General features: G+C 52.1%; 26 protein-coding genes. 16 read left to right on the top strand and 10 right to left on the bottom strand.

Going from position 1 to position 25,469, the window contains the following annotated elements:
• Positions 1 to 43 precede the first annotated feature (43 nt).
• From ACTJJJ_RS02850 to ACTJJJ_RS02840, 3 genes are all read right to left on the bottom strand, one after another.
• On the bottom strand, positions 44 to 637 hold the full coding sequence (locus ACTJJJ_RS02850) for an RNA polymerase sigma factor (RefSeq protein ID WP_188930876.1): 594 nt from the start codon (positions 635 to 637) through the stop codon (positions 44 to 46).
• A 141-nt stretch (positions 638 to 778) separates the two neighbouring features.
• Positions 779 to 3,775: an ATP-binding protein gene (locus ACTJJJ_RS02845; RefSeq protein ID WP_188930878.1), complete on the bottom strand. Its 2,997-nt coding sequence runs from the start codon at positions 3,773 to 3,775 to the stop codon at positions 779 to 781.
• The gene (locus tag ACTJJJ_RS02840; RefSeq protein WP_188930880.1) at positions 3,772 to 4,182 is read right to left on the bottom strand and encodes a response regulator; all 411 of its coding nucleotides are present in this window, start codon (positions 4,180 to 4,182) and stop codon (positions 3,772 to 3,774) included. Before ACTJJJ_RS02840 ends, ACTJJJ_RS02845 begins: the two co-directional genes overlap by 4 nt.
• Before the next feature lie 337 nt (positions 4,183 to 4,519).
• On the opposite strand from ACTJJJ_RS02840, the gene ACTJJJ_RS02835 reads away from it, so the two are divergent.
• The 5 genes from ACTJJJ_RS02835 to ACTJJJ_RS02815 all read left to right on the top strand — a co-directional run bounded on the left by ACTJJJ_RS02835 (position 4,520) and on the right by ACTJJJ_RS02815 (position 8,876).
• Positions 4,520 to 5,107, top strand: a complete 588-nt coding sequence (locus ACTJJJ_RS02835) for a hypothetical protein (RefSeq protein WP_188930882.1) — start codon at positions 4,520 to 4,522, stop codon at positions 5,105 to 5,107.
• 82 nt (positions 5,108 to 5,189) lie between these two features.
• Positions 5,190 to 5,414 (top strand): hypothetical protein, encoded by a 225-nt coding sequence (locus ACTJJJ_RS02830; protein WP_188930884.1) that lies wholly within the window; start codon positions 5,190 to 5,192, stop codon positions 5,412 to 5,414.
• A 132-nt stretch (positions 5,415 to 5,546) separates the two neighbouring features.
• Positions 5,547 to 7,952 (top strand): outer membrane beta-barrel family protein, encoded by a 2,406-nt coding sequence (locus tag ACTJJJ_RS02825; RefSeq protein ID WP_188930892.1) that lies wholly within the window; start codon positions 5,547 to 5,549, stop codon positions 7,950 to 7,952.
• A gap of 139 nt (positions 7,953 to 8,091) precedes the next feature.
• Positions 8,092 to 8,424, top strand: a complete 333-nt coding sequence (locus tag ACTJJJ_RS02820) for an ArsR/SmtB family transcription factor (RefSeq protein ID WP_188930893.1) — start codon at positions 8,092 to 8,094, stop codon at positions 8,422 to 8,424.
• A gap of 20 nt (positions 8,425 to 8,444) precedes the next feature.
• Positions 8,445 to 8,876 carry an SRPBCC family protein gene (locus ACTJJJ_RS02815; RefSeq protein WP_188930895.1) on the top strand — a complete coding sequence of 144 codons (432 nt, stop codon included), beginning with the start codon at positions 8,445 to 8,447 and terminating at the stop codon, positions 8,874 to 8,876.
• Here ACTJJJ_RS02815 and ACTJJJ_RS02810 read toward each other — a convergent pair.
• Together ACTJJJ_RS02810 and ACTJJJ_RS02805 are read right to left on the bottom strand one after the other, a co-directional pair.
• Positions 8,873 to 9,919: an SDR family oxidoreductase gene (locus tag ACTJJJ_RS02810; protein ID WP_188930897.1), complete on the bottom strand. Its 1,047-nt coding sequence runs from the start codon at positions 9,917 to 9,919 to the stop codon at positions 8,873 to 8,875. The genes ACTJJJ_RS02815 and ACTJJJ_RS02810 overlap by 4 nt on opposite strands.
• 6 nt (positions 9,920 to 9,925) lie before the next feature.
• Positions 9,926 to 10,549: an NAD(P)H-dependent oxidoreductase gene (locus tag ACTJJJ_RS02805; protein WP_188930899.1), complete on the bottom strand. Its 624-nt coding sequence runs from the start codon at positions 10,547 to 10,549 to the stop codon at positions 9,926 to 9,928.
• Between the two features lie 97 nt (positions 10,550 to 10,646).
• Between ACTJJJ_RS02805 and ACTJJJ_RS02800 the strand changes: the two genes are divergently transcribed.
• Positions 10,647 to 11,570: a LysR family transcriptional regulator gene (locus ACTJJJ_RS02800; protein ID WP_188930901.1), complete on the top strand. Its 924-nt coding sequence runs from the start codon at positions 10,647 to 10,649 to the stop codon at positions 11,568 to 11,570.
• Between the two features lie 68 nt (positions 11,571 to 11,638).
• On the opposite strand, the gene ACTJJJ_RS02795 is transcribed toward ACTJJJ_RS02800, so the two are convergent.
• Positions 11,639 to 12,091 carry an organic hydroperoxide resistance protein gene (locus ACTJJJ_RS02795; protein WP_188930903.1) on the bottom strand — a complete coding sequence of 151 codons (453 nt, stop codon included), beginning with the start codon at positions 12,089 to 12,091 and terminating at the stop codon, positions 11,639 to 11,641.
• A gap of 413 nt (positions 12,092 to 12,504) precedes the next feature.
• Here ACTJJJ_RS02795 and ACTJJJ_RS02790 point away from each other — a divergent pair, with 413 nt between their 5' ends.
• Genes ACTJJJ_RS02790 through ACTJJJ_RS02770 form a run of 5 tightly spaced genes read left to right on the top strand, consistent with a single transcriptional unit; the run spans position 12,505 to position 16,547 of the window.
• Positions 12,505 to 13,449, top strand: coding sequence for a heme-binding domain-containing protein (locus tag ACTJJJ_RS02790; RefSeq protein WP_188930905.1), 945 nt, complete (start codon positions 12,505 to 12,507; stop codon positions 13,447 to 13,449).
• 44 nt (positions 13,450 to 13,493) lie between these two features.
• Entirely contained in the window at positions 13,494 to 14,267 is a 774-nt protein-coding gene (locus tag ACTJJJ_RS02785; protein WP_188930906.1) for a DUF1223 domain-containing protein, read from the top strand.
• Positions 14,268 to 14,275: 8 nt separating this feature from the next.
• The gene (locus ACTJJJ_RS02780; protein ID WP_188930908.1) at positions 14,276 to 14,761 is read left to right on the top strand and encodes a hypothetical protein; all 486 of its coding nucleotides are present in this window, start codon (positions 14,276 to 14,278) and stop codon (positions 14,759 to 14,761) included.
• Between the two features lie 18 nt (positions 14,762 to 14,779).
• Positions 14,780 to 15,799: a sensor histidine kinase gene (locus ACTJJJ_RS02775; RefSeq protein ID WP_188930910.1), complete on the top strand. Its 1,020-nt coding sequence runs from the start codon at positions 14,780 to 14,782 to the stop codon at positions 15,797 to 15,799.
• Complete coding sequence (locus tag ACTJJJ_RS02770) at positions 15,780 to 16,547, top strand: LytR/AlgR family response regulator transcription factor (protein WP_188930912.1); 768 nt, start codon at positions 15,780 to 15,782, stop codon at positions 16,545 to 16,547. The genes ACTJJJ_RS02775 and ACTJJJ_RS02770 overlap by 20 nt, the downstream gene beginning before the upstream one ends.
• A gap of 165 nt (positions 16,548 to 16,712) precedes the next feature.
• On the opposite strand, the gene ACTJJJ_RS02765 is transcribed toward ACTJJJ_RS02770, so the two are convergent.
• Entirely contained in the window at positions 16,713 to 17,393 is a 681-nt protein-coding gene (locus tag ACTJJJ_RS02765) for a metal-dependent hydrolase (RefSeq protein ID WP_188930914.1), read from the bottom strand.
• 253 nt (positions 17,394 to 17,646) lie between these two features.
• Here ACTJJJ_RS02765 and ACTJJJ_RS02760 point away from each other — a divergent pair, with 253 nt between their 5' ends.
• From ACTJJJ_RS02760 to ACTJJJ_RS02740, 5 genes are read left to right on the top strand one after another with little or no spacing between them, the layout of a single operon-like run.
• Positions 17,647 to 18,213: a hypothetical protein gene (locus tag ACTJJJ_RS02760; RefSeq protein ID WP_188930916.1), complete on the top strand. Its 567-nt coding sequence runs from the start codon at positions 17,647 to 17,649 to the stop codon at positions 18,211 to 18,213.
• A gap of 7 nt (positions 18,214 to 18,220) precedes the next feature.
• Positions 18,221 to 19,003 (top strand): hypothetical protein, encoded by a 783-nt coding sequence (locus tag ACTJJJ_RS02755; RefSeq protein ID WP_229221702.1) that lies wholly within the window; start codon positions 18,221 to 18,223, stop codon positions 19,001 to 19,003.
• Positions 18,996 to 21,794 (top strand): COG1470 family protein, encoded by a 2,799-nt coding sequence (locus ACTJJJ_RS02750; protein WP_229221704.1) that lies wholly within the window; start codon positions 18,996 to 18,998, stop codon positions 21,792 to 21,794. Before ACTJJJ_RS02755 ends, ACTJJJ_RS02750 begins: the two co-directional genes overlap by 8 nt.
• Before the next feature lie 8 nt (positions 21,795 to 21,802).
• Positions 21,803 to 22,333, top strand: a complete 531-nt coding sequence (locus ACTJJJ_RS02745; RefSeq protein ID WP_440701418.1) for a hypothetical protein — start codon at positions 21,803 to 21,805, stop codon at positions 22,331 to 22,333.
• On the top strand, positions 22,333 to 22,809 hold the full coding sequence (locus ACTJJJ_RS02740; RefSeq protein ID WP_440701417.1) for a hypothetical protein: 477 nt from the start codon (positions 22,333 to 22,335) through the stop codon (positions 22,807 to 22,809). The genes ACTJJJ_RS02745 and ACTJJJ_RS02740 overlap by 1 nt, the downstream gene beginning before the upstream one ends.
• 38 nt (positions 22,810 to 22,847) lie before the next feature.
• Here the strand turns inward: ACTJJJ_RS02740 and ACTJJJ_RS02735 are convergent, their stop codons facing one another.
• The 3 genes from ACTJJJ_RS02735 to ACTJJJ_RS02725 form a co-directional block, all read right to left on the bottom strand.
• A complete protein-coding gene (locus ACTJJJ_RS02735; RefSeq protein ID WP_440701416.1) occupies positions 22,848 to 23,702 on the bottom strand; it encodes an alpha/beta fold hydrolase in 855 nt (284 codons plus the stop codon).
• Entirely contained in the window at positions 23,699 to 24,241 is a 543-nt protein-coding gene (locus tag ACTJJJ_RS02730; protein ID WP_440701415.1) for a DinB family protein, read from the bottom strand. Before ACTJJJ_RS02730 ends, ACTJJJ_RS02735 begins: the two co-directional genes overlap by 4 nt.
• A gap of 62 nt (positions 24,242 to 24,303) precedes the next feature.
• The gene (locus tag ACTJJJ_RS02725) at positions 24,304 to 25,437 is read right to left on the bottom strand and encodes an alkene reductase (protein ID WP_440701414.1); all 1,134 of its coding nucleotides are present in this window, start codon (positions 25,435 to 25,437) and stop codon (positions 24,304 to 24,306) included.
• Positions 25,438 to 25,469 lie beyond the last annotated feature (32 nt).

The following is a 25,469-nucleotide window of genomic DNA, read 5'->3' as shown; positions in this document are numbered from 1 at the left end:
AGAAAGAGCACGTGCAATGACGGTTTAACTCACTTTTCGTGAATTATTTTAGAAGAAATAGAAATAATCCGGAGATAACGACCGAGATAGTGAGCTGGCGGAGCTTAGAAACAGCCCTTTGCACGAGGTTTCGTACCGATTGCTCATTGATCGTAAGTAGTTGGGAAATCTGGGAATAGCTGAAATCCTGGTAAAATCGCAGCATCATTACCTCATATTGCCGCCCTGGCAGGCTTTTCAGCCACGCATCGAGCTCGTCTTTCTGTTTTTGGGTCTGCTCCGATTCAATGATTTCGGTTTCTTTCGGGAGCGTTATGGGATGAAGGTCTTCGTCGATAAGATCCCAGCGCTCGTTGAAACGGCCGTTGCAAGCACGGTGAATGCGGCGCCGAAGCGAGCGGAAAAGGTAAAAGCGGGGAGATTCTGCATCGGCCAGGCGTTCGCGGCTCTGCCAGAGGTCAATAAACAAGTCCTGGACCAGGTCCTCAACCACCGCGTCGTCTGTAATCAGCTTTTTCCCGTAGCTGTAAAGTACCCTTACATACCGCTGATACAGCGAGGTAAATGCCTCCTCGTCGCCTTGCCGGAAGCGCTGCCACAGTATTCTATCATCGGTATCGGTAAAGGGAGAAGCCAAACAGTCGGGTTTTTGCTTTTTATCAAAAATACTAAAATATGTTTAAATAGAACAATTTTCGACCAAATCCCCTTCGAATATTAGCATTTTCCTATCCTATATTGACATCTTTAAACTCGTAAAATGCTGGTTACATAGCAATTACGCTGGAAACCAGATGTTGAATATCGCCCCTTCTCCCGGATGCGATTCGGCGGACAGGAAGCCCTCGTGCTGCTCCACGATCTTTTTGACGATGCTCAGGCCTATCCCCGTGCCGGCATACTCACTCCGGCGGTGGAGCCGCTGGAATAATGCGAATATCTTCTCGCTAAACTCGGGTTCGAAACCAATGCCATTGTCCTTTACGCATATGTGGTGGTAGCTGTTGTCGGCCAGCTCGACGGGTGCCAGCGGGATTTCGCGGCCTGATTCCCGGCTGCTCGTAATCCGTATTTCCGGCGCCACAACCGAGAACTTGAGCGAATTACTAATCAGGTTTGAAAACAGCTGATTCATTTGCAAAAGGTTCGCGTCGATTATCGGAAGGTTTTCAACCAACAGCACGGCTTGCTTCTCCTGGATAGCCAGTTCAAAATCGACGCTAATATCGTCTATCACTTTGTTCAGATCGACCCGCTGCAAGGCTTCTCCGTTTTTCGAGAGCCTGCTATACGACAATACCGACTGGATAAGCTCGCCCATTCGCTGTGCAGAAGTGTATATTTTCTGAAAATAGCCTTTCGAAAGCTCGCTATCGAAATTGTTCCGCTCGATCAGGTGAATGAATGTCTGTATCTTCCTGAGCGGCTCCTGAAGATCGTGGCTGGCCACATAATTGAAAGATTCGAGCTCCCTGTTGGCATTCACCAACTCCTGCGTGCGCTGCTCGACTTTCCGTTCCAGCTCCTCGGTAATCTTATTGCGCTCGCCCAACATCCGTATCTGCGCCTGCGCCCGTACGATCAGCTCCTTGCTTGAAAACGGCTTCACAATGTAATCGTCCGCACCAATCTCGATTCCCTCGATCCTTGAATCCTCCCCGGCCCGCGCCGTGATCAGGATTACGGGTGTGTGGCATAGCACCGGGTCGCTTTTCACGGCCTTCAGCAGCTCCGTCCCGTCCATCTGGGGCATCATAATATCGCTCAACACGAGCGCAGGCCGATGCTTCCGGATCAGTTCCAGCGCTTCAAGACCGTTAGGGGCCGTCAATACTTTATACTTATTCCCCAAAAGCGACCGGATATGCTCCCGCATATCGGCATTGTCGTCGGCAATGAGTATGCAATCCCGCCGACGGTCGTCATGGCAATTGTCAGCCACCGGCTCTTTTTCCGCAGAAGCCAGCAGGCTCTCGGCTTCGCTTACATAGAAATCCGAAATGGCGTCTTCTACTTCTGGGTTGGTGTCGTACACCTGCGAGGCCTCGAGGTGCCCTTTGCCTTCGGGTATTGTTGCCGTAAAGCGGCTCCCCACACCCTCCGTGCTTTCGACGCCGATCGTCCCGCCGTGCAGCCTGACCAATTCCTTGATGAGTGACAACCCTATCCCCGTGCCCTCGTAGGTCCGGCCTCCGGAATTTTGCACCCGGTGAAAACGCTCGAACATGTGCGGGATCTCGTGCGCGGGAATGCCGACGCCCGTATCGCTCACCGACAGCCGCACCTGGCCGTCGTGCGCATCGAGTTCCAGCGTGATTTTTCCTTTTAATGTATATTTGAATGCATTCGATAGCAGGTTAAAGACCACTTTCTCCCACATTTGGCGGTCTACATAAGCATAGCATGTGTTACCGCCGATCCTCACCTCAAATTCCAGTTCTGCTTTTTCGATGACCGAACGGAAATTGGAAGCAAGGTTCTGCGTGTAGGAAGCCATATCGGTCTTTACGAACCGCGCATGTCCCCGGCCGTCTTCCATCCTGCTGAAATCCAGCAGCGTATTCACGAGTTTGAGCAGGCGCAATGCATTACGGTGCGTCACTTCCACTTTCGCGCTTTCCGCCTCCGACCATTCCGTCGTGCCACGGTTCATCAGTTCTTCCAGCGGGCCAAGCATCAGCATCAGCGGCGTCCGGAATTCGTGACTGATATTGGTGAAGAACAAGGTTTTGGCCCTATCCAACTCTTCCAACGCCCGGAGCCTCCGTTGCTCCTCCTCGTATGCCATTACATTGCCAAGGCCCAATGCAATGCGGTCGGCGATCTGTTGAAGAAAATTCCGGTAAGCCTCGTCAAATTTGCGATATGGATTCAGCCCGACGGCCAGCAGCGCAAGCGGGGATTTTCGGCTCGCCGACCGAATAGGCAGGTACACCACGTATCTGGGCGGCACATCCCAGCCACCTTTGGCGAGATTTTTCCAATCTCCGCGGTTAATCGCCTCGGTCATCCGGTTTTGCTGCACGGTCGCCGCCAGTTGCTCGTAACGATCACCCGGCTCAGCCAGACGGATCTGTTCATCCAGAAGCGGGCTGGCCCGGTCCACACCCGACGTTGCAACGAGATGGGCATGTGCTCCGTCATCGGACACCCGGTACATGACCGCAAACGGAAAGTCCAGCGGGTTGGCCAACAATGCCCGCCCCACCTGCGCGAACACTTCGTCTTCCCGCTTCTTTTCGCCCAGCGAGTCGAGCTGCTGCATGGTTTTGAGCGCGCGTTCACTGAGAATACGCTCTGTATCAGCCGTGTTGTAGCAGATCATCCCTGCCGGGCGACCATCGTCGCCCAACACGGGCGTGTATGAAAAAGTATAATATGTTTCTTCCGGGAACCCGCTCCGCACCATGATCAGCAGCCGCGATTCCTCGTAGGTGCCTTCGTCGCGCTCCATTGCCCGGGAAAGCATAGGTTCTATATCCTTCCAGATGTCTTTCCAGACGACAGACGCAGGCTCACCGAGCGCGTGCGGATGCTTACCCCTTACAATATCAATATAGGCGTCATTGTAAAATTTCAGAAGTCTCGGCCCCCACCCGATCCATATCGGCTGTTTCGAGCTAAGCATGATCCGGATACAGGTTCTCAGGCTTTGCGGCCAGTCCCGGGGACTTCCGAGTTCAGTTGCCTGCCAATCGAATTCCCGTATGCGTCGTCCCATTTCGCCTCCACCTGCCAAAAATTCAAGGGTGGTTTGTTCCTTCGGGTCGGTCATAAAGGCAAACGGTTATCGATCACTGAACTAAATTCTCTGCGAAGCTCTTCAATGTCAGGACTTTTCTTCATAAAACCGGAAGCACCCAGTTCCATGCACTTCGTCACGATCTCCTTTTGATCCGAAGTCGAATACATATAGACGGGCGTCTTCCCCAGCCGCGGGTTTTGTTTCAATGCTGTGAGCAATTCCATCCCATTCATTTTGGGCATATTGATATCGATAAAAATCAGGTGAGGCTGATAGCCGCCGTCACCGAGTTTTTCCAGCGCCTGGATACCGTCGCATGCAAATTCGCATTCCACGCCCGTGCCTGTGTCCTGCATGGTAAGCAGGAAAATCTCCTGATCATCGACATCATCGTCCACCAGGAGAATTGAAATGTTTCCGGGTATCATCGTCTTCATTGGTAATCTGAGTGTCGGCCCAGGCTCCTTATCACCCTATACGTCCGTGGCCCCATAGCCCGACTATCGCAAGCAATGCAAAAGTTGTTCCATCCTGGCCGATTCTGAACCGGCCCCGGATGTGGGGACTTAACCTTGCCTAAAATGAGCATGCAGACGCCCTGTTGGTACTTTCGGCCGCGATAATAGGGAAAAATTTGCACGAATATTCCAAAACGGGGAAACGATGTTTAAGAATACAATTGTAGAATTTCTTCAAAAAGCAATACTACAAAAGTAGAATTAATTAACTTTTCGGTATACTTGCGGACACAAACATTTAGCCAATACAATTTTCATGAAGAAAAATCTCCTCCACCTGTGGCTGCTCGTGTTCATGACAGCGGTGTCCTTCTCGTGTAGCGACGACCACGGTACCGACCCCGAGACAATCAAACTCGAAGATTCCTGGAAAGCCCCCTGGACTTCGCAGAAAGTACTCGACATCGCCAAGGGCCAGCGCCCCGACCCGTCGGTGTACCTCGACCAGAAGTATATCGACTTCCACCTTGCGCAATTCAACGGCGGCGCGACTTATCTTGTCTCCAAATCATCATTGGACAAGTATGGTCGCGACACGCTCGGCTACCCCGACAACACGCAATTTGTAATGACCAAGACCGAAATGGACGCCATGCTGACCAAAACCGGCAAGGACATCAGTAAGATTGAAACAGAACTGGGTATACCGGCCGGTAGCTGGAAAGGCCTGGAAATGGTAAGGATATCAATCCCCGACCCCAAGGGATTGAATGTACGCGTTCCTTCGGGCAACGAAATGGGCGCCAACAGCCTCTGGCTGCCAGGCGGGCACCTTCCGACGGGCTATTCCGAAGCGGTTGTCAACAAGATACCAAAAGGAAAATATACAGAAACACCACTATAACTATGAAATCGGGACAGCGCGTAGGGCTACGCGCTGTCCTTTCTTTTTGACGTATATTTAGCCCCGCATAACGCTTATTTACATGAAAGAAATTGCCAAGGAAGCCTGGAACTACACTTTTTCCGAACAGCAGCCCGGAGACTACATCCTCTCGGTGGTATGTGGAGGGGTGGGCTTGTACGACTTTGCAATACGTCTCACAGCCACACAAATTGCTGACTATGAGCGGGAAGGCATTCCTTACATTACCCGTCTGGCCGAACAGATACGTCACGACCAAACCCCGTTCCACCGGCAGAGGGCCTGACACCATTCTCCTGTTTTTCAAGCTGATTAACAAAATCTGAAAGGCCTTCCGGGGCCTTTTTTTCTTTTCCGTGCAACGTTTCCGGAACTCGGTCGTCATTGCATGCATCGAACAGTCGTTAATTAGCCATGTATGAAAACACCCCTACTCACCCTGGCCATCCTGGCCCTCACCATGAATTTCCTGTCGGCCCAACATGTGCGCATTTCGGGGCTACTGATGGACTCCACGGCCAGTAAACCCGTCGAGTTCGCGACGGTGGCATTGCTGAAAGACGGGAAGATCACCGAAGGCGTTACCGCCGATGCCAAAGGCCGGTTTGTATTTGCCAAAGTCGCGCCAGGCGTGTACATTGTCCAGGCCTCCCTGATGGGCTACACCAGCAAAACCTTTGGTCCGGTACATGCCGACAAAGAAGATGTCGAAATCGGCGTGATCAAACTCGCCGCCGCGGCGCAAAACCTGAAAGAAGTGACCGTGAGCGAGCAGAAGGCCCTGTTCGAGGAGCGATCCGACAGGATGGTTTATAATGCGGAGAAAGACATTAGCATTAAAGGCGGGGACGCTACCGATGTTTTGAAGAAGATACCGTCCATTGCGGTGGATATCGAAGGTAACGTACAGCTGCGTGGAAGCGGCAACATCAAGGTTCTCATCAACAACAAGCCTTCCAACGTCGTTGCCCGAAGCGTTTCCGAAGCACTGAAACAGATTCCGGCCGACATTATCAAGCAAGTGGAAGTAATCACCTCGCCTTCTGCCAAATACGACGCGGAAGGAACGGCAGGCATCATTAATATTATTACCAAAAAGAATACACTGAAAGGCACCAACGGATCGATCAGCCCGAACTTCGGGCAATGGAACAACTGGCCGAATGCCAGCATCAGCCACCGCAACAAGGGCCTGACACTTTCTGCGAACGGCGGGTTCAGCAACTGGAAAAACAAACGCTACATGCAGCAGCTGCGCACCTTCACCAACGGCGATACCGTCACCAACCAGGACCAGATGCAATGGATAAACGGCAGGGGAAAGAACTTCTACGGAACTTTCAATGCCGACCTGGATATCGACTCGCTCAATCGCATCGGTGCAGGGATTAACTACTATAATGGCATCAATACCAACAGGTTCGACATTACTTTCGACGAAAGCAGCCAGGGCGTTTCCGGCCAGTACTTCCAACGCGATATGCGCCGGACCTACGACTGGCAGGGTGCGACGGTCAACTTCGATTATACCCGTTTGTTCAAGAAACCAAAACGGGAGCTCGCCTTGCTGATGATGTACTCTTTTGAAGGAGAGGACAGCGATTACGACTCCGACGTCGCAACCCGCGAGAATGCAGTGTACTACCGCGAAAAGAGTTATAATATCAGCAATAATAAGGAAGGGACGATTCAGCTCGACTTCACCAACCCGCTCGACAGCATCAGCACGCTCGAAACCGGTACCAAAACCATTTTCCGCAAGATCCTGAGCGATTACCGCATATCCAGTGCCATCGACGGTTCCGACGATTTCCACGATATGCCACAGCAGGCCAACGTATTCGATTACGCCCAGCAGGTGACCTCCGCATACCTTGTTTATAACCGCACGCCGAAAAAGAAATGGGGTATCAACCTTGGCGCACGTTACGAGCACACGTTCATACAAGCCAACTTCCTGAACGGTACCGCGGCTTTTTCCAACAATTACGGAAACCTTATTCCGAGCGTGAGCCTGTCGCGGAGTCTTAAAAAGAACCAGCAGGTCAGGCTGAGCTACACCCAGCGCATTCAGCGGCCGCAGTTCTTTTTCCTCAACCCATATGTAAACCAGGCCGACTCCAAGAACCAATACGGTGGCAACCCGTACCTGAAACCCGAGCTGACGCACTCCGTGGAAGCGAATTACAGCGTATCGATCAAGCAGACAAGCATTAACGCGTCCTTTTTCCTGCGCCAGACCAACAACGCGATCGAGAGCATCAGCAGCGTCGACAGTACCGGCGTATTGAAACAGATTTTCCAGAATGTAGCCGAGAACTCCGCTTACGGCCTGAACCTGAGCGCCAATACGAAACTCATGAAGCAATGGACCGTCAACGGCTCGCTGAACCTCTTTTATAATGTACTGGAAAGCGCCGAGCTCAAAACCCGCAACGCCGACTGGATGTACCGCATCAACCTGAACTCGACAATCGATTTCGGCAAGGGCATCAAAGCGCAGCTCTTCGGGTTCTACAACTCGCCGCGCGTGAACCTTCAGGGTAGCTATGGCGGCTTTGGGTTCTATAATATTGTAATACAAAAAGAAGTGCTGAAGAAGAAAGGAACGATCGGGTTTGGCTATGACAATCCGTTCAACCGCAGAATACGGTGGAAAAACGATTTCGTAGGCGCCAACTTTGTGCAGACGCAGGACGTAGCCATGTACCGCCGCGGGTGGCGCCTCAACCTAAAATATGAATTCGGACAGGTGTCCGGTGGTCAGCGCCAGAAAAAACGGATCAGCAATGACGACAAGAAGTCTGGTGAAGGAAATAATTAAGGTTCAACAGTATTACTAAATCGGACAAAAAAGCCCGGGTTTCTCAAAAAACCCGGGTATTTTTTTGGAAACCGTATGGTTTCATTTATATTTGGAAACCATACGGTTTCCATTTTATTTTCCATTAGTTGTAAAACCCATGAACCAGACGCGGCGCGATGTTTTTCAGGCTATTTCGGACCCTACCCGTCGGGAGATCATCCATTTGCTCGCCCGGCGGACGCTCAATCTGAACAACGTCGCCGATCATTTCACGATCAGCCGGCCGGCTGTTGCGAAACACATCCGCATACTCACCGAATGCGGACTCGTCGTTGTCCGGACCCGTGGCCGCGAAACCTTCTGCGAGGCCGATTTGAAGGGCCTTAAACAGGTTTCGGAATGGGCCAATACCTACCAGGAATTCTGGAATAATAAGCTGGACGCACTCGAACGCTTCCTGGACGAAAACCCTTCGGATGAAAACCTCTGAACTTTTAACCCATAACAACTATGGCTTTTGAACCTTTTGTTTTAGAAAGAGTACTGAATGCCCCGCCGGCGCGCGTGTGGAGAGCTCTTACCGACGCGGGCCAGATGAAAAAATGGTATTTCGATATCCCGGAATTTAAAGCGGAAACCGGCTTCGAGTTCGAATTTACAGCCGGAAGCGAGGAACGGCAATACCGCCATCTCTGCAAGGTCACAGAGGCTGAGCCGAACCGGAAACTCGCCTATTCCTGGCGCTACGCCGACTATCCCGGCGACTCCGAAGTAAGTTTCGAGCTGATCCCCGAGGGTGATAAAACCCGACTGCGCCTCACGCACAAGGGCCTTCATACCTTCCCGAAAGACCATCCCGATTTCAGACCCGAAAGCTTCTCTGCGGGCTGGAACCACATTATCGGGAAGAGCCTGGCCGAGTTTGTCGAGCAGGAAGGTTAAGGAATTACCTTTTCGGCACGCAACTGATCGAATATGCGGTAGAACATTTGTTCGGTATCCGCATATTCGTGAAAGCCCAGCCGCCTGGCCTTGGAACCGTCTGCGAGAAAATCATAATTCCAGGAAAAGACGAAATCTCCGAATGGCCAGGCGGACAATGCTTTGTAGCCATATTGCAATCCATGGCGCTCGCGCAGCGCTTCCCACACCGGCGCCTTGTCGCGCATGACCTCCGCGAGGGGGAGTTGCACGGGCGAAGCGGTTTCCAATCCGAAATAGCGACCAAGCTTAGGCCACATTTCTTCCCAGCGAAACAGGTCGCCGTTGTTGATATTAAACGCCTGATTCACGGCTTCCGGCGTAGTAGCGGCCCACACGGTGGCTTTGGCCAGCAAATCCGCGTCGGTTAGCTCGATCAACGGATGATAGGCGCCCGGCTTTCCCGGAAACCGGAAAGGCACATTCAATTCCTTGCTAATGGAAGCATAAACGGCAATCAGCGACACCAGATTGAGCGGGTTACCGGGTGCAAAACCACCCACCACCGACGGCCTGATAGCCGACCAGTTCCATTGCTTGCCTTCCTGCGCCAAAGTAATGTACCGTTGCTGTTCCGTCATAAATTCGGGAAGCATAATAGGCGGGTCGTCCTCCCGTGCGGGCGTCCTGAACGGCCCCAGATGCGCGCCGTACACTTTATAGCCCTGCATGAAACTGACATGTTCCAGTTTGGGCGACACTTTTTCGATAGTTTCCACCACGTTCCTGAACATGGCCATGTTGGGCGCTACCAGTTCGGCCCAGGTCGGCTTGTCCTGATAGGCCGTATAAAAAACGTGGGTTACCCGGTCCAATGCTCCAAATTTGGCTGCTACATCCGCCTCGTCGAGCAAATCGACTATAATGGTTTCGACATTTCCCGGCAGCGGCTTTCTCGATGTTCCTATTACTTTCCAATCGGGCAGCGATTGCAAATAGGCTGTCAGGTTTTTACCGATTACCCCGCTTGCTCCCACGACCAATGCTGTTTTTAGCTTTTCCATGGCCCGTTACGCTTGATATGCTATTTCCTGATTACTGAATATACCTTCCAAATGCGCCAGGTATTGATTCTTGTATGCATCGACACGCTCGGGCGTCGCGTTCTTTTCGAGATCGTGGAAATGCATGCCGTCCAGCTGCGCTAATCCTGCAAACGCATTCATCCGGTGAAAACCGAACATCACACCTTCATCCACCGAGTGTTCGCGGAAGAACTCGCCCGGTAATGTGAATGCCGTTTCCGGAGCGTTCCAGGTGGTGGTGAGCATGTATTTGCGGCCGTGGAGCATTCCGCCGGTGCCGTAGTTGATCGCCGGATTATCGGTTTTGCGGCCGTCGCTTCGATAAATGCCTTTGCGGTGGCCTGCGGTGAAGACGATGTCGATGTATTCTTTCAATTTATAAGGCATCGAGAACCACCATATAGGCGTATGGTATACGACCACATCGGCCCAAACGAATTTCTTCACTTCCTCATCCGGGTCGTAGGACTCGTTAATGTCTGTTACTTGCAGCTCAAAGCCGTTTTCTTCCGTAAAATAGGATTGGTCAAGTCCGGTCAGTGTATGATTAAATTTCCCTCCGGAATGCGCAAAATGCTGACCGCCGTTGATGACAAATATCTTTTTCATGTTCTGTTTGATTTTGATGCTACAAATTTCCGGCAGCTTAACTCATTATCAAAATAACTTAAATTGTATATTTGTATCATAAAACTTATAGAAAGGTATGGTACTCAATCTGGAATGGCTCCGCACTTTCAAGGCGATCTATGAAACGGGGACGCTCTCGGCGGCGGCCCAGGAGCTTTTTATATCGCAACCAGGCGTAAGCCTGCATTTAAACTCACTGGAAGCCTATACCGGGCACAAACTGTTCGACCGGTCGCCGCGGAAAATGGTACCAACCGAGAAGGGAAAGGTATTATACAACTTCGTGCTCGACCCACTGCGCAAGCTGGAAGCCGTGGAACAGCATTTTCATAAAAGCTCCAAGTCCGAGCGGCCGACGATCAGCGTCGGGATGTGTTTTGAAACATTCCAGTACACGCTCGAAGAGCATATTGCCTCATTGCCGTTTAACCTCATTATTAAATTCGGCGAATACCCGCAAATGCAGCAGGACCTCGACAACGGCCTGCTCGACCTGATCGTCACGCCACAGCAGGGCAGCCAGCAAAACCTGGTTTACAAGCCATTTTCCAAAGAAAGGATTGTGCTCATCGCTGGTAATCAGACCGACATCGACCCGCTGATCGATCTGCTCGGCCAGCCGAATAAGACGGAAGCCGCCAACTGGCTCAAACAGCAGATCTGGTACAGCACGGCTGCCGACATGGAGCATTTGAAGAATTTCTGGCTGAAAAATTTCGAGCAGCACCCCGATTTCCGCCCTAATTACATTGTCCCCAACATTTGCTCCATCATCCGTTGCCTCAGCGACGGCGAGGGCTTCTCGATCGTCCCGCATTTCCTATGCGTGGAGGCCATGGAAGCCGCGCAGATCCAGCTCGTATGGGAAGGCAGCACGCCGCTGGAAAACACGCTGTATTTCGGGACAAGGAAAAAGACCATTTATCAAAAGGAGATCGAGCAGTTGCAGGAGCTGTTTGTGAGCAAATGGAAAGCTCCGGAAGCCATAGCATTGGCCTGAGTTAATACAAAAATCCCCGCCCGGGATAAACCGGACGGGGCTGTCGAGGAAGTACTGTACTTAACCTATCAGATACTCACGTTAATAGTGACGTTGATATTCCCCCGCGTCGCTTTGGAATAAGGACAAGTCTGGTGCGCCGATTCGATCAGAATGCGGGCAGTTTCTTCGTCCAGGCCGGGCAGGCTTACATTCAGGCGGGCTTGCAGGAAATATTCGGCCTTAGTGAGACCCAGGTCTACCTCTGCATCCACCGCTGTACCTTCCGGCAAAGCAACTTTTTTCTTCGCGGCTGCTATGCCGATTGCCCCGATAAAACATGCTGACCAGCCCGCGGCAAAAAGCTGCTCAGGATTGGTACCAGCGCCATTGGAGCCCGGTGATGACAATTTAATGTCCAGATTACCATCCGAACTGCGTGAAACGCCGTCGCGGCCGCCAGAGGTGTGGGTTTTCCCTGTATAGAGAACTTTATCGATGGTGGTATTACCTGCTACTTGAGCGATTTCGATTGTTTCCATGATTTTGACCGGGTCGCCGGTACGATTAAATTAAAGTTTGATTTTGTAGTCTTTTAATAGTTTGCAATTCTGCGCAAAATCAGCGTTTCCGCTGCGATTTCTGATACAAATAGACTACAATTCCGTCGCACCCAACACCGCAAAATAACCCGACTGGACAGATTGAAAGCCCAACTGGACAAAGAACGTCGCGAGCTCGGCAATTTCAGTCTGAGCCGCCCCGTCCGCTCAGACTGAAATTGCCCTTCCTCCCCTTCCTCCTTCCTCCTTCCTCCCTTCCTCCCTTCCTCCCTTCCTCCCTTCCTCCCTTCCTCCCTCCCCCGTCCATTCCAGCCCCGAATATGTCCAGTTCGGCCCGAATCCAATTCCCCACGACGGCTCCTAACCCTACTTTTGAGAAAAAACAAACCGCAATGAAGACCCTGAAACACCACACATTCCGCAACATTGCAGCCGTGCTCGCAGGCATCTTTTTCACGAGTTTCGTTGTATTGCAGGTTAATAGCCCAGAGATCGAAAATCCGCCCGTAACGTCGGAATTTCACGGACCGGAAGAGGTAACCCGCATTCTGAAACGCTCGTGCTACGATTGCCATTCCAACGAAACCAACCTGCGCTGGTACGACAAGGTCGCACCGTTCTCCTACAAAGTCGCTGCCGACGTCGAGGAAGCCCGCAAACGGTTCAATTTTTCGGAATGGGACAGCATTCCCAAGGGCGAGCAGGAAGGCAAGCTCTGGTACATTGTCAATATGATCGAGGCCGGCCGGATGCCGCTACCTGAGTACACAGCCACACACCCGTCCGCAAAAGTGACGCCTGCGGAGCTTACTGTCCTGAAAAACTACGTGACCAGCATATCGCAAAAGCATTATGCCACCGGAGACACAGCCAAGATCGTTGACAAGCCTAAAGTCGCAAACGTGCCAACCTCCGTCATTGGCATTCGCTATTTCGATGATTACAAAAACTGGAAGGTGATTAGCACCACAGGCCGTCCCGACAATGGTACCTCACGCATAATCTACGGAAACGACATTGCCGTGAAAGCCCTGGAAGAAAACGACATCCTTCCCTGGCCCGACGGTGCGGTGATCGTGAAAGTAGTTTGGAACAGCCAGGCACCCGACGCCGACGGCAATGTAAAACCCGGCAACTTCAACAACGTCCAGATGATGGTCCGCGACGCGAAAAAGTTTGCCGGAACCGAAGGCTGGGGCTTCGCCCGGTTCGGCGGGCTTGATTTGAAACCCTACGGCAAGACGACCGCATTCGCGACCAGCTGCATCAATTGCCACCAGTTGGCCAAGGGAACCGGGTTCGTATTCGACATTCCGACCAAACCGGCTCAGCGGTGACAGCCTGAACATTCACTCATTCAAAACTCAATCATTCACTCATTATGAAAACCAAAATCATCAATTCGCTTTTTCTTTTATTCGGCATTTCCATTTCTGCTATGGCTTTTAACCCAAAAACCGATTCGGCAAATACAGAAAAAGCCGCAAACAGAGGCTTTGCGGTTATCGAACTCTTCACCTCGGAGGGCTGTTCGAGCTGCCCGCCAGCGGATAAGCTGCTGGCGAAAATCCAGGAGGAACATGCGGGCAAACCGGTTTACATTCTCGCCTTCCACGTAGACTACTGGAACCACCAGGGCTGGCGGGACGTGTTCAGCGAAAAAGACTTTACCAAACGCCAGTACCAATATGCAAGCTGGCTCAACCTCGAAACGGTTTACACGCCGCAGGTGGTCGTAAACGGCAGGCATGAACTGATCGGCTCGCAGGAAGAGACGCTGAGACGCGCATTGAATATAGAACTGAACTCCGGCGCTCCTGCGCAGTTGCATGCCGACGCGCAAATCGAGGCGGGGAAATTGAAACTGGCTTACCAGGCAACCAACGCGGGCCGCGGTACCGTTTTACAAGTCGCATTGGTACAAAAAGTAGCGCATACGATGGTGAAACGCGGCGAGAATGCGGGCCGGTTGCTGCCGCACGTGCAGATCGTCCGCCGCATTCAAAGCTTCCCGGCAGTAGACAGCGGCCATGTGGCGTTGAATCTGCCGGAAGGTTTTAACCCGACCGAATGGGAAGTGATTACTTTCCTGCAAAACACCCAGACTGGTACCATTACCGCCGCCATTCGGCCCGATTTCAAACAAAATAGCTAAGGATCGCCATGAAAAGCATCATTTTAATCATCATCTCCGCCACACTCGTATTGGCCGCTTGCCAGGACTCGCGCAAGCTCACGCCTGCACCCGAGACGATCTTCGACGATCAGGGCCTGCACGTCATCACCTCCTTCCACAACGCCCGTACGCATACGATTTCGGTACTTTACGGGAACGACGACGCCCTCGCACATGCACGTGAGGAGCGCGCAGCGCACACATCCGGCGAAGCGACGCCCGGCGAAGCGACGCCGGGCGTAGTTTTCAAGCTCGTAACCTGGGATTTGAAACAAAATCCGCTGTGGTTTGGGAGTAATATCAATGGCGGACTACGGTCGGTGGAGACGGTAACCGTTTCCACCGGCGGCTCTGGCCCTGCGATCGATTATGCGATCCGCCACTCCCGTCAAAAGCGTGACGAAAATGCCGCTACAAGCAAAGCAGAGCGGATTAGTTTTATATTTGCCCAACAGGCATCTGTTTTTCCGTAAACCTGTTCAAGAACAATCATGGTACAAAAGAGATTCAGGGTTTCGGCGGTGATCGTCTGGCTTAGTTCCCTGTCACTGGGTGTGCTCACCACCGTCCCCAAAATAGCCGAGAAGCATCCCAATGGTTTCGAGGCGATTACCAGCGCCTTGATCACCACGTCGTTTACCTTGTTTGTGTGGTATTTCAATATCTATTCGCTGCCGAAATTCACCAAGGAGCATTCAGCGACGGGCTTTTCCTACTCCCTGCTGTTCCGGAGCATCGCCATTGGCATCGTGCTCATGTTCCTGATGGTAGGCGCGCAAAAGCTGGCGATCCCGTCGGTGGATTTCGGACCGGTGGTGCTGATGTTCGAGGTGCGCGGGATCATGATCAACCTGATCTTCTATATGTTGCTGCATCTGCTCTACCAGACACACCGCAACCAGCAGGTGATCCTCGAACTCGAACGCAGCAAGGCCGACAACCTCGGCGCGCAATATGAGTTGCTGAAACAGCAGGTCAACCCACATTTCCTCTTCAACAGCCTCAGTACCCTGAAATCGATGGTGGAGCTGGAAGACAAGAACAGCGTCGACTTCATATTAAAACTCTCTGATTTTTACCGGTTTTCACTCGAAAACAGAAAGCTCGACCTGATCTCACTTTCGGAGGAGATTGAAATACTCGACGCTTATATGTATTTGCTGAAAGCACGGTTCGAAGAGGGTATCGAGCTGGAATACCGGATCCCGGAGGACATTTACCGGACTTTCATACCGCCGTTCACCCTGCAACTGCTGGTCGAGAATTGCATTAAACACAACGTCGTTTCGCTTGATTATCCCTTGCACATTACCATATACGAAAAGAACGGCCTGCTGGTCGTCGAAAACCCTTTGCGCCTGAAAAAGAACCCCGAGCATTCGACGGAAGTGGGGCTCGACAATATCAACCGCCGGTATTTCCACCTGCTGAACCAAAAAGTACAAATCGAAAACGACCAGGAATATTTCAGGGTCAAACTGCCGCTCATTCATGAAAATCGTAATCGTTGAAGACGAAATCAAAACGGCCCGCTCGCTGGCGCAGCTGATCACCACGCTCCGCCCCGAAGCCGACATTGTGGCCACGATCCAGAGCGTGGAACGGGCCGTTTCCTACCTCACGGAAATGCCCCAGCCCGACCTGATTTTCATGGATATCCAGCTGTCCGACGGCCTGTGTTTCGAGATTTTCGAATCGGTGAGAGTGGTACCACCGGTGATATTCTGCACGGCTTACGACCATTATGCCATCGAGGCGTTCAAGGCCAATGGCATTGATTATCTGCTCAAACCATTCAAAAAAGAGCATATTGAAGGTGCGCTCGATAAACTTAGCCAGTTGAAAACCTATTTTTCCAGTGAAAAACCACTGGTACCTGAGCTTGAAATGCTTTTAAAAAAACTCGCCGAACCCGAAGGCAAAAAGAGCTTTCTGGTTTTCAGGCAAAACAAATACATTACCATTAAAACCGAGACGATCGCATTCTTCTACATTCATAATGAAACAACCTGGCTGCGCACATTTGATAATCAGGATTATACCATTACCCAGCCTCTGGAAGACGTGCAGGGGATGGTTTCCTCTTCACAGTTTTACAGGCTGAACCGCCAGTACCTCGTCAATTTCGATGCGGTGAAGGAAGTGGAGCATTATTTTTCGAGGAAGCTTTTTATCAAACTCACGACCCCGACACCGGAAAAACTGCTGATTGGCAAGGAAAAAGTAAGCCATTTTTTGGGCTGGCTCGAAAACCGTTGAGCTTTATATAAAAAATCCATTGAACATAAATATGGACAATGGATCTTTAACTACATAACTCAATAGCAATAACCGCACTAGGTGCATTTGTTATTGTGTTCGAAATATATCGTTAAGAAGAAGGCGGTGTAATTAAAAATGAATTAAAAATGCCCCCTTCCTCTGCTAAATCGTAATCGACTCCCCTATTTCGGGCAAATGCAGCGTCAGGCCCGCGTCGCGGAACGCCTCTATTGCCGCCGCTTTGTCGACCTTAATAAAGCCGAAAGTGTCGTAATGCACGCCCAGTACATGCGTCACCCCCAGCAGTTTGGCCGCCTCGATGGCATCCTCGATCCCCATCGTAAGCACATCGCCGATCGGTAATGCCGCGAAGTCCAGCTTCACCCATTTCGGGACGAGCGTCATATCGAGCGTGAGCGCGGTATCGCCGCTGTAATAGAAATTGCCGTCTTCGGTTTTGAATGCAAACCCCTCCGCTACACCGGCGTAGCTGCCATCCTGGAAACTGCTCGAATGCACGGCAGCGGTACCTTTCGCGATCCCGAAGTCGAAGCTCCACTTACCGCCCGGGTTGAGCGGATGCACGTTTTTAACACCCTGCGCGCCGAAATGCGTGTAAAGTTCCCAGCTGCCCACCACCATTGCATCGTTGTTGTTGGCGATACGCACCACGTCATGTGAGTGATCGAAATGCCCGTGGGACACAAAAATATAATCCACTTTAATATCGTCCGGGTTGATGCCGCTGGCAAGTTCGTTACCCGAAATGAACGGATCGAACAGGATCGTTTTGCCTCCCGCAACTACGGAGAAACACGAATGGCCGTAATAGGTAATTTTCATTGTTTTAGTTTTTGGTGTAATAATACTGCCCGGCCGGGAGCTGTCAAAATGATAACGGCATAAAAGTCGGTGTTGCTCACGTCAGTGCTTAATCGTCCACCATTGCCATTTTAAACTCATGTAACCGAAAGTACTATAACCCTATACTTTGTAGGCAAAATATTTCCCGATACTGTTGGATATACATAAAAGTACTTCTACATTTATACGCTTTCCTTAAAGCAACAAAATTCACTTTATTCCCTCTTTAATTATGAAAAATTACTTTACCCTCGTCCCCTTTACCCTTGTTGTGGCGCTGGCCGGCTTATCAAACCGTGCCCTAGCACAGGACACCCAAACCGACAATCACCAGATTTCCGTGGTTGTACCCACCGTGGCATTACTTGACCTTGAAACTTCCGCAACCAGAAACTTTACAGCCAGTTTTACCAAACCTGCCAACGATGAAGCGGGTGATAAAATAGTAGCTCCCGCTGCAAACTCGACGATTTGGCTAAACTACACATCGATCCAGACGGGAACCACGACCAAGAAAGTGAATGTGAAAGCTACGCCGCTGGTCGATGGCATAGACATCCACCTGGTGGCAGCCACTGCGGTGGGTGGTGCCGGTACAAAAGGTACGCCAACGGCCGGCTTTAATCTGCTGACAACCGATCAGGCGCTCATTTCCGACATCGGAAGCGCGTACACGGCTTCGGGCCCCACGAGCGGGCACCAGCTCACCTATACTTTCATTGCCGACGATGCCAATTATGCAAACCTGCGGTCGGGATCCACGACGGTTACCGTGACTTACACGCTCGCGGACAACTGAGATTCCGATGAAATGGATTGCCTTACTCAGCATGATGCTACTGATGCCCCGATATTTGCGGGCATCGGTAGTGGTCTTGAACGGATTGACGCACAACCACAGCATTCCGACAGCCTCGACGAAGGTCCAGGGGACGATCAAGGTCAAAAATGATGGAGGAAAAGACTCCCGTATATTGGTATACCGTCAGGACCTCGTTTCAGAGTGCGATCAGCAGGCGGCTTACCCGGAAGTGGGCAGCCACAGCAGGTCGCTCGGGTTGGGCCTGAAAACGAATATCGATGAACGGGTGATCGCCACCAGCGAAGAATACGACGTGCGGTACACGATCGAAGCCGATCCGAACCGCCAGCCGGGTACCTATTGGGAGGTGATCATGGTGGAAGTTGCCGATCCCGTGCGCGAGGAATCGCACCGGGGCATTCAGATCAATTCGAAAGTACGTTACGCCATTCAGGTGATCGTGGATATCGGGCCGGCGGAAGGGCCTCCTTTGTCCTACGAGAAGGTTACCTACGAAAAGGTTGCCGCCGAACAGTCTGTCCTGAAAGTCGTTTTGAAGAACAACGGCGCCTATGGCGCGCGTACGAATGTGATTCTCGAAGTGTACGACAGCAACGGTAACAAGCTCAAAACCACGCAGCCAAATACCCGCATGCTTTATCCGGGCAGTTGCAGTACGTTTGAAATACCCGTTACCGATGTGCCGAAAGGCAAATACGATTGCGTGATCATCGCCGACACAAAAAAAGACCTGTTCGGCTCGAACATTTCTTTACAGGTTGAATAACCCTCCTCTCCCATTGTACCGGCTTATCGCCATATTGCTTTTGTTGACAGGACTGAACGGTTACGGGCAATCACCCATAACCGTGAGCCTGGCAAATGTACCGAGCCCCGCTGGGTGGGGCCCCGCTGGGTCGGGCCCCGCCGGGTCGGGCACGGTTGTTCCCGGCGGACATTTCACACTGTTTTTTGACGTAAAGTCCTCCTCATCCCTCCCAGATTCGCTGCGGGAAGAGATTCAGCTGCCTGAAAAATGGCGGCTGCTTTCCCAGCGACGGCCCGCAAGAACGCCCGGCGACCAGAGCCTGCGCTACTTTTACGTAATAGGCACGCCAGCCGCCTGCGCCTCGGGCGATTACCAGGTTAAATTCCACGTGCACACTGCCGTCGTGAGCGCCGTGCAAACGGACGGACGCGAGGCCAGCGTGCAAGTGCCAATCACCATCACGCCGATTCGCAGCATTGAACTGTTTGTGGTCACACAGCCCGAGTTTATCCGCGAAGGCGACACGCTCCGGCTGACCTACCTGATCCGCAATTCCGGCAACAATCCGGAGAAGTTTCTTGTGAAGTCCGACCAAGGCAAGGTCGATCACATTGCCGACAGCCTAACCCTCGAACCGGGGGCCGGCACCAACGTAACCGTATCGCAAGTCATTCCGGTCACCGACAACAATGCGTGGCAAGCCGCTTCGAACCTCTCGATTATGATGACAGGCGGCGCGGAGCCCGTGTATTCCGTTACTAGCATACCTGTTTTTTCCTCCAAAGTCAGGAAAATCGACCCCTATTTCCGCTTTCCGGTGGAAGTGGGCGGTACATATCTCTCCTACCGCTATGGCGGCAGGCAGTTCACGGCCTATCAATACCTGGCCACCGGCAAAGGTTTCATCGATCAGAAAGAGCGCCATTACATCGACTTCACCGTTCGCGGGCCGAACCAGTTCGTGTTCCCAGCGATAGGCACGTACGATCAATACTCGCTCGATTATGCCTGGCGCAAACGCCTGTTCGTTTCGGCGGGCGATTATGTTTTGCAGCTCAACAACCTGATGGAATTCGGCCGTTTCGGGCGCGGGCTGCGCGTGGAGCAGCAGTTTAAAAAAGTGGCCTACACCTTATTTTACCAGAAAGCCCGGTTTTTTATGAACCAGAAGGATGCTATCGGGGGCAGGTTTTTGTTTAAAATCAAAGAGTCTGCCAATGTAGGGGTCCATTATGCATCTAAAAATGTGCTTTTTCACCACCAGCAATTCTGGTCGCATATGACGGGCCTTGCCGCGAGCGTCCACACCAGGGAATTCAATTTCGAAAGCGAACTGAGTGCCGGCCAGGCTATCGGCAAAACCGATTACGGTGCATTTCTCCGGCTTCAATTGGCCAAAAAATGGATCAGTATCACGAGCAATCTCATTTACGCAGGAAAGCACTTTTATGGTTTTTACAACAACAGTCGCCTGTTCAACAACAATATCGGCTTCAATATCACCCGCAAACTGACGATCGGCGCAAGCAACAACTTTTCCGACGTGAACCCGAGCCTGGACGCCAACCTGTACAGCGTGTCGCCGAAAGACCGCAGCTACATGGGTTACATTTCCTACCAGCCCGACCAGCGAAACCGCTTTTATCTCTTCTATTCCAAAGCGGAACGCAAGGACCGGCAGCAGCCCGCGGCATTTCACTACTCCGAAAATTTCAGTAATTTTTCCTATAACCTTGCCTCCCAAAAGTTTACCCTCTTTTATCAGGGCAGATATGGTTATTCCAAAAATCACCTCGTACCCGATAATAATGGACGAAACGAGTCGTTTTCGAACCTCATACAACCGGCGGTCCGGCTCTTTCCGTGGATTTGGGTCGGCGGGTATTTCGAGCACCAGCGTACGAGCAAGTTTTCGGCAACCGGCGCGGTCGAAAATTTGCTTTTCTATGGAGGCAATGCGAGGGTCAATATCAAAAGGAACCTGTACGCGAGCTTCCTCTACCGCAATAATTACGCGCCCGACGAGCTCTACGTGCGAAGAAGTTTTCTGGACGCCTCGATTACCCTGGACCTGAAAAGGCACGTTTTCGCACTCTCCGGCGGCCATTCCTATATTCCCAACGCCGCCAATACCGACCAGAACACGCTCTTTTTCAATATCAGGTACGCATTGCGGCTGAATGTGCCGCTGGGACGGAAAAAGAACATCGGCACGGTGAGAGGGAAACTTACCGGTTTGGGCTATCGCAAGCAGGGTAATCTTATCCAGCTCGGCAGCCATAAGTTCATGACCGACAGCACGGGCATGTTCTCCTTCGTCGGTGTAGCGCCCGATCGCTATTACCTCAGCATCATCCAAAACGAATCGGGCAGTGAGGGTGTAGTACCGGTGGTGCGGATGCCCATGTTGGTAGATGTGCGCCCCGACAGCCTTAGTATGGTAGAAATTCCGCTGACGCGCACAGGAAGCATTGTCGGCAGGATCGAATTTTTAAAGGCAAAACAGAATGGCCTGTCGGCCGTCCTGACCGAAAAGCCGCCGGTGCTGATCAAACTGAATGGCGAAAATGGTAGCTACCTCACCGAGCTAAACGATAAAGGTGAATTCTCGTTCCGCGAGATACGGCCCGGGAACTGGGAAATATCGGTATTCATCCCTGGAAGCCAGGACCGGTTCGTGGTCGAAGAAAGCAACCGCCAGCTGACGGTAGAAACCGACAAAACGCTCGATCTGACATTCAGGATCAGGCCGAACGAGAAGCGGATCCATTTTTCGGAAAGAAATTTTGAAGTATCTGTCAAAAAATGAGGTATGTAATGCTCCTTTACTGTCTTTTGTCCGGCCTCGCCTCATCCGCGCAGACGGTGACCGTGGACGTGAGCCTTGCTATGCCGTCGGTGGCCCTGGTGGACATTTTGCCCACGGGCTCCAACAGCGTTACCCTGCAAATGACCGCACCGACAGAAGCAGGTAATACGGTCGGAACGGGCACTTCAAACAATGCCAACTGGCTCATATTCACTTCGGCGGTTGCTACCGGGGGATCACGGAGCATTAAGGGCGATGTGATAGGCACCCTGCCCGCAGGCATCCGGCTGCGCCTGGATGTATCGGCGTACGTCGGCACCGGGCTGGGCTTTACGGGTGGTAACAGCTACGTCACGGCCAACAAATACCTGACCAACACGCCAGTCAGTTTTATAGATAATATCAAAGGCGCCTACACCGGCATTACCTATGGTAGCAGCGGCTTCCAACTTACTTATTCGCTTGAAATACAGACTTATGCCAATATCCGCAGCGGCACATCGAATGTGACGGTGCGTTATACCATGGCCGACAACTGATGAGATACCTGATCGCTTTTTATATCGCCTGCCTGAGCACCTTCGCCGTTTCCGCCCAAACGATATCGATTAACAGCGGAACGACGTGGTCTATCCCCTCGCTGTCGTCGACGATCACAAAAGCCGGTAAAAATTACGAGCATATCGAAATCAGCAGCGCTTCTCAAACCCTACTGAAAGTGAATGCGTTAATTGGCTGGTCCATCACCGCACACCTCAGCACGACTTCCAACTGGGACTCCTCGCTGAAACTTTACGTGCAGCGAACCGGCAATGGTACGGGCATTGCCATCCTTAGCGGCGGCACCACGTACATCCAACTCACCAGCACGCCGCAAGCATTCTTCAGCGGCTTGCTGAACCTGCTCGCCCACCGCGACAATATCCCCATTCAGTACAAAATCGAAGGGTTGTCGGTTATGCTGCCGGTGAAGACGTATACGACGACGGTGACTTATACGATTTCGGGGCTGTGAAGCCCTTCGGGCCGACCATGGACGATGGTCGGTCATTGCTATTCAAACATCTTCTCCTCCCGTATCGCGCGAAACGGCTTCGCAAAAAATTCCATCGTCACCCGGTTAAACTCTGCCGCGTAATGCACCAGCGTCGAATGCCCTGAATTCGGCAAAATCCACAAATACGACTTTGGAATAGCCCGGGCGATCTGAACTGTATGTTCGGGGATAATCACATCATGGTCGCCGCCGATGATGAGCGAAGGGCAATGTATTTTATGCAGTTGTTCGAGCGTGATATTCGGCTGGACGGCCATCAGATGCATGAGTTTCTTCTGGTTGCGTTTCACGGGATCGGATGTTTGAGTGGCGAGGTCGGCGTCCCATTCCAGGATTTTTTTGTACACCCACGGATCCAGGGCCGTGGAATCGGGCCAAAGGTTTGCGCCCGTGGCGGCCAGTTTGCGTACTTTCCCGGGGTGTCGCAGGGCAAGCAGCAATGCATTGATACCGCCGTCGCTCCACCCTACCACATTACAGGAATCAATTTTGAGGTGTTCCAACAATGCGTGGATGTCGTCGGCCATCATTTCGTAGGATAGCGAGTCGCCTGCATCTTTAGATTTCCCATGTGCCCGGCTATCGACCAGAATCACTTTGTTGGATTTCGCGAATGCAAGGAGCTGGTGCTTGAAATCGTGCATAGAGCCGCCGTTACCATGAATAAACAGCACCGGCGCACCGGCGCCATACATTTCATAATACAGCTTCACGCCCCGCAATTCGGCAAAATGGCCCGCTTTGGGATTGCGGCCCAGCAGCGCGGTATCCGGCTTTACCTGGGCTGACGCTTGTACATATGCCTGTGCCCACGCCAGACAGCAAAACACGATCGCGAGTTTCAGTTTCATTTCAGATTGGTTTGTGGCTCGTACTTTCCAAATGTACGTTCCAAAAACGACTCTATCCTCGCTTTTTGCCGCAAATGATGCCTGAAATGCATTTCCGAAAACTGAAACCATTCCTCCGCGCACAGGTAATGCAGCCCGGGATGTTTCGCTTTCCCATGAAACAAACTCCTGCCGATCAAAAGGTCCGTTTCGGCGACAAGTGTTTTCAAACGGACAAGCCTGTCGACCAGAAATTGCCTGCTGTCCGGCTGACGGACGAACGCGTTGGAAGGAGGACCTTCGAGAATCGCATCGGGAAATGCATTGTTGCGCAGCATAGCTTTCGCCTCGGAAGTGCAATCCTCCATGGCATGGTCGTTCGACGCGAGGCAAATCCTGATCTGGCTAAAATAAAAATCCGTCTCTTCCAGGATGTGCATATACACTTGCCCCAACGACCACGCACCCGGCCCCGGCTGGGCCAGAAGCCTGGCGATGTCGTAAGCTTCCAGCGATTGAAGCCAGATATTAATGGTGTGGTGGTAATCCTTGACCCTCATTGTTTAAGATGTGCTGATGAACTTACAAACTTAACCGGATCATGTGTGAAAATGCGCGGGGTTTAACGACAATCAGCGGTGGCATTTGCGACAAAAATAGGGCTATGTACAGGATCGACGGAAGGGTAGTCGATGTAGCCTTCGTCACCGCCCTGGTAATAGGTCGCCGGATCCCCCACTGCAAGGGGAATATTTAACCTGAAACGTTCGGTGAGGTCAGGATTGGCAATGTAAGGTTTTCCAAATGCGATGAGATCGGCCAGCCCGGCTTGTAACGCAGCCTCAGCCGTCTCTGCCGAATAGCCTCCCGCAAGAATTACCAGCCCACTGTAACGCCGACGCAGCTCGCGGATGAATGCTTCCGGGATTTTGCCGTGCCCAACCGGCCCCTGATCGGACAAATGAATGTACAGAATCCCCATTTGCTGCAATGCATCCACAATGTAGCGCTGCGTTTCAGCTTCCTCCGCGTAGTCGGGCAGGTCGTTGAGCTTTACAAACGGCGAAAGGCGTATCCCCGTGCGCTCCTTCCCGATCGCCGCCGCGGTACCTTCCACGATTTCGAGCAGGAAACGGCTGCGGGCGGCAATACTTCCACCGTACGCATCTGTGCGCCGGTTGGTATGCGGGTGCAGGAACTGTTCGGGCAGAAAGCCGTGTGCACCATGTATTTCCACGCCATCGAAACCTGCCTCGATGGCATTGATAGCCCCTTGGATATGCTCGCCGATGAGCCTGCGCACGTCGGCGGCGGTAGCTTCAACGGGCTCGCTGTTTGGCAAATGGATTTCCCCCGGCGTGCGGATTAGTCCTTCGGCGCTGAGCGCGGCCGGCGCGATCAGCGGCATTTGTCCTTCATTATTGAGGTAATGCCCGATGCGGCCCGCATGCACCAGCTGCATAAAAATCCGTCCGCCGAGGGCATGCACCTCCGCCGTAACGCGCTTCCAGCTGTCGACCTGCTCCTGGTTGTAAATTCCGGGGGTACCCATATAGCCGATGCCATTAGGGGCGACGGCCGTATTGTCCGTAATAATCAGCCCCGCGCCCGCCCGCTGCCCGAAATATATCGGCGCTGATTCACCGGGAATGCCATTCAATGCCCTCCGGCGGTTCATTGGCGCCATCACGACGCGGTTTGGTAATTCAAGCGTGCCTGTTGTGACTGGTGTCAATAGTTTTTTCTCCGTATTCATAAATTGCTTTTTTTTGAATACAAAACTATCCG

The sequence above is a fragment of the Dyadobacter sp. 22481 genome (genome assembly GCF_052044875.1).
Taxonomy (GTDB): domain Bacteria; phylum Bacteroidota; class Bacteroidia; order Cytophagales; family Spirosomataceae; genus Dyadobacter; species Dyadobacter endophyticus.
This window is presented reverse-complemented; position numbering and strand designations above follow the sequence as displayed.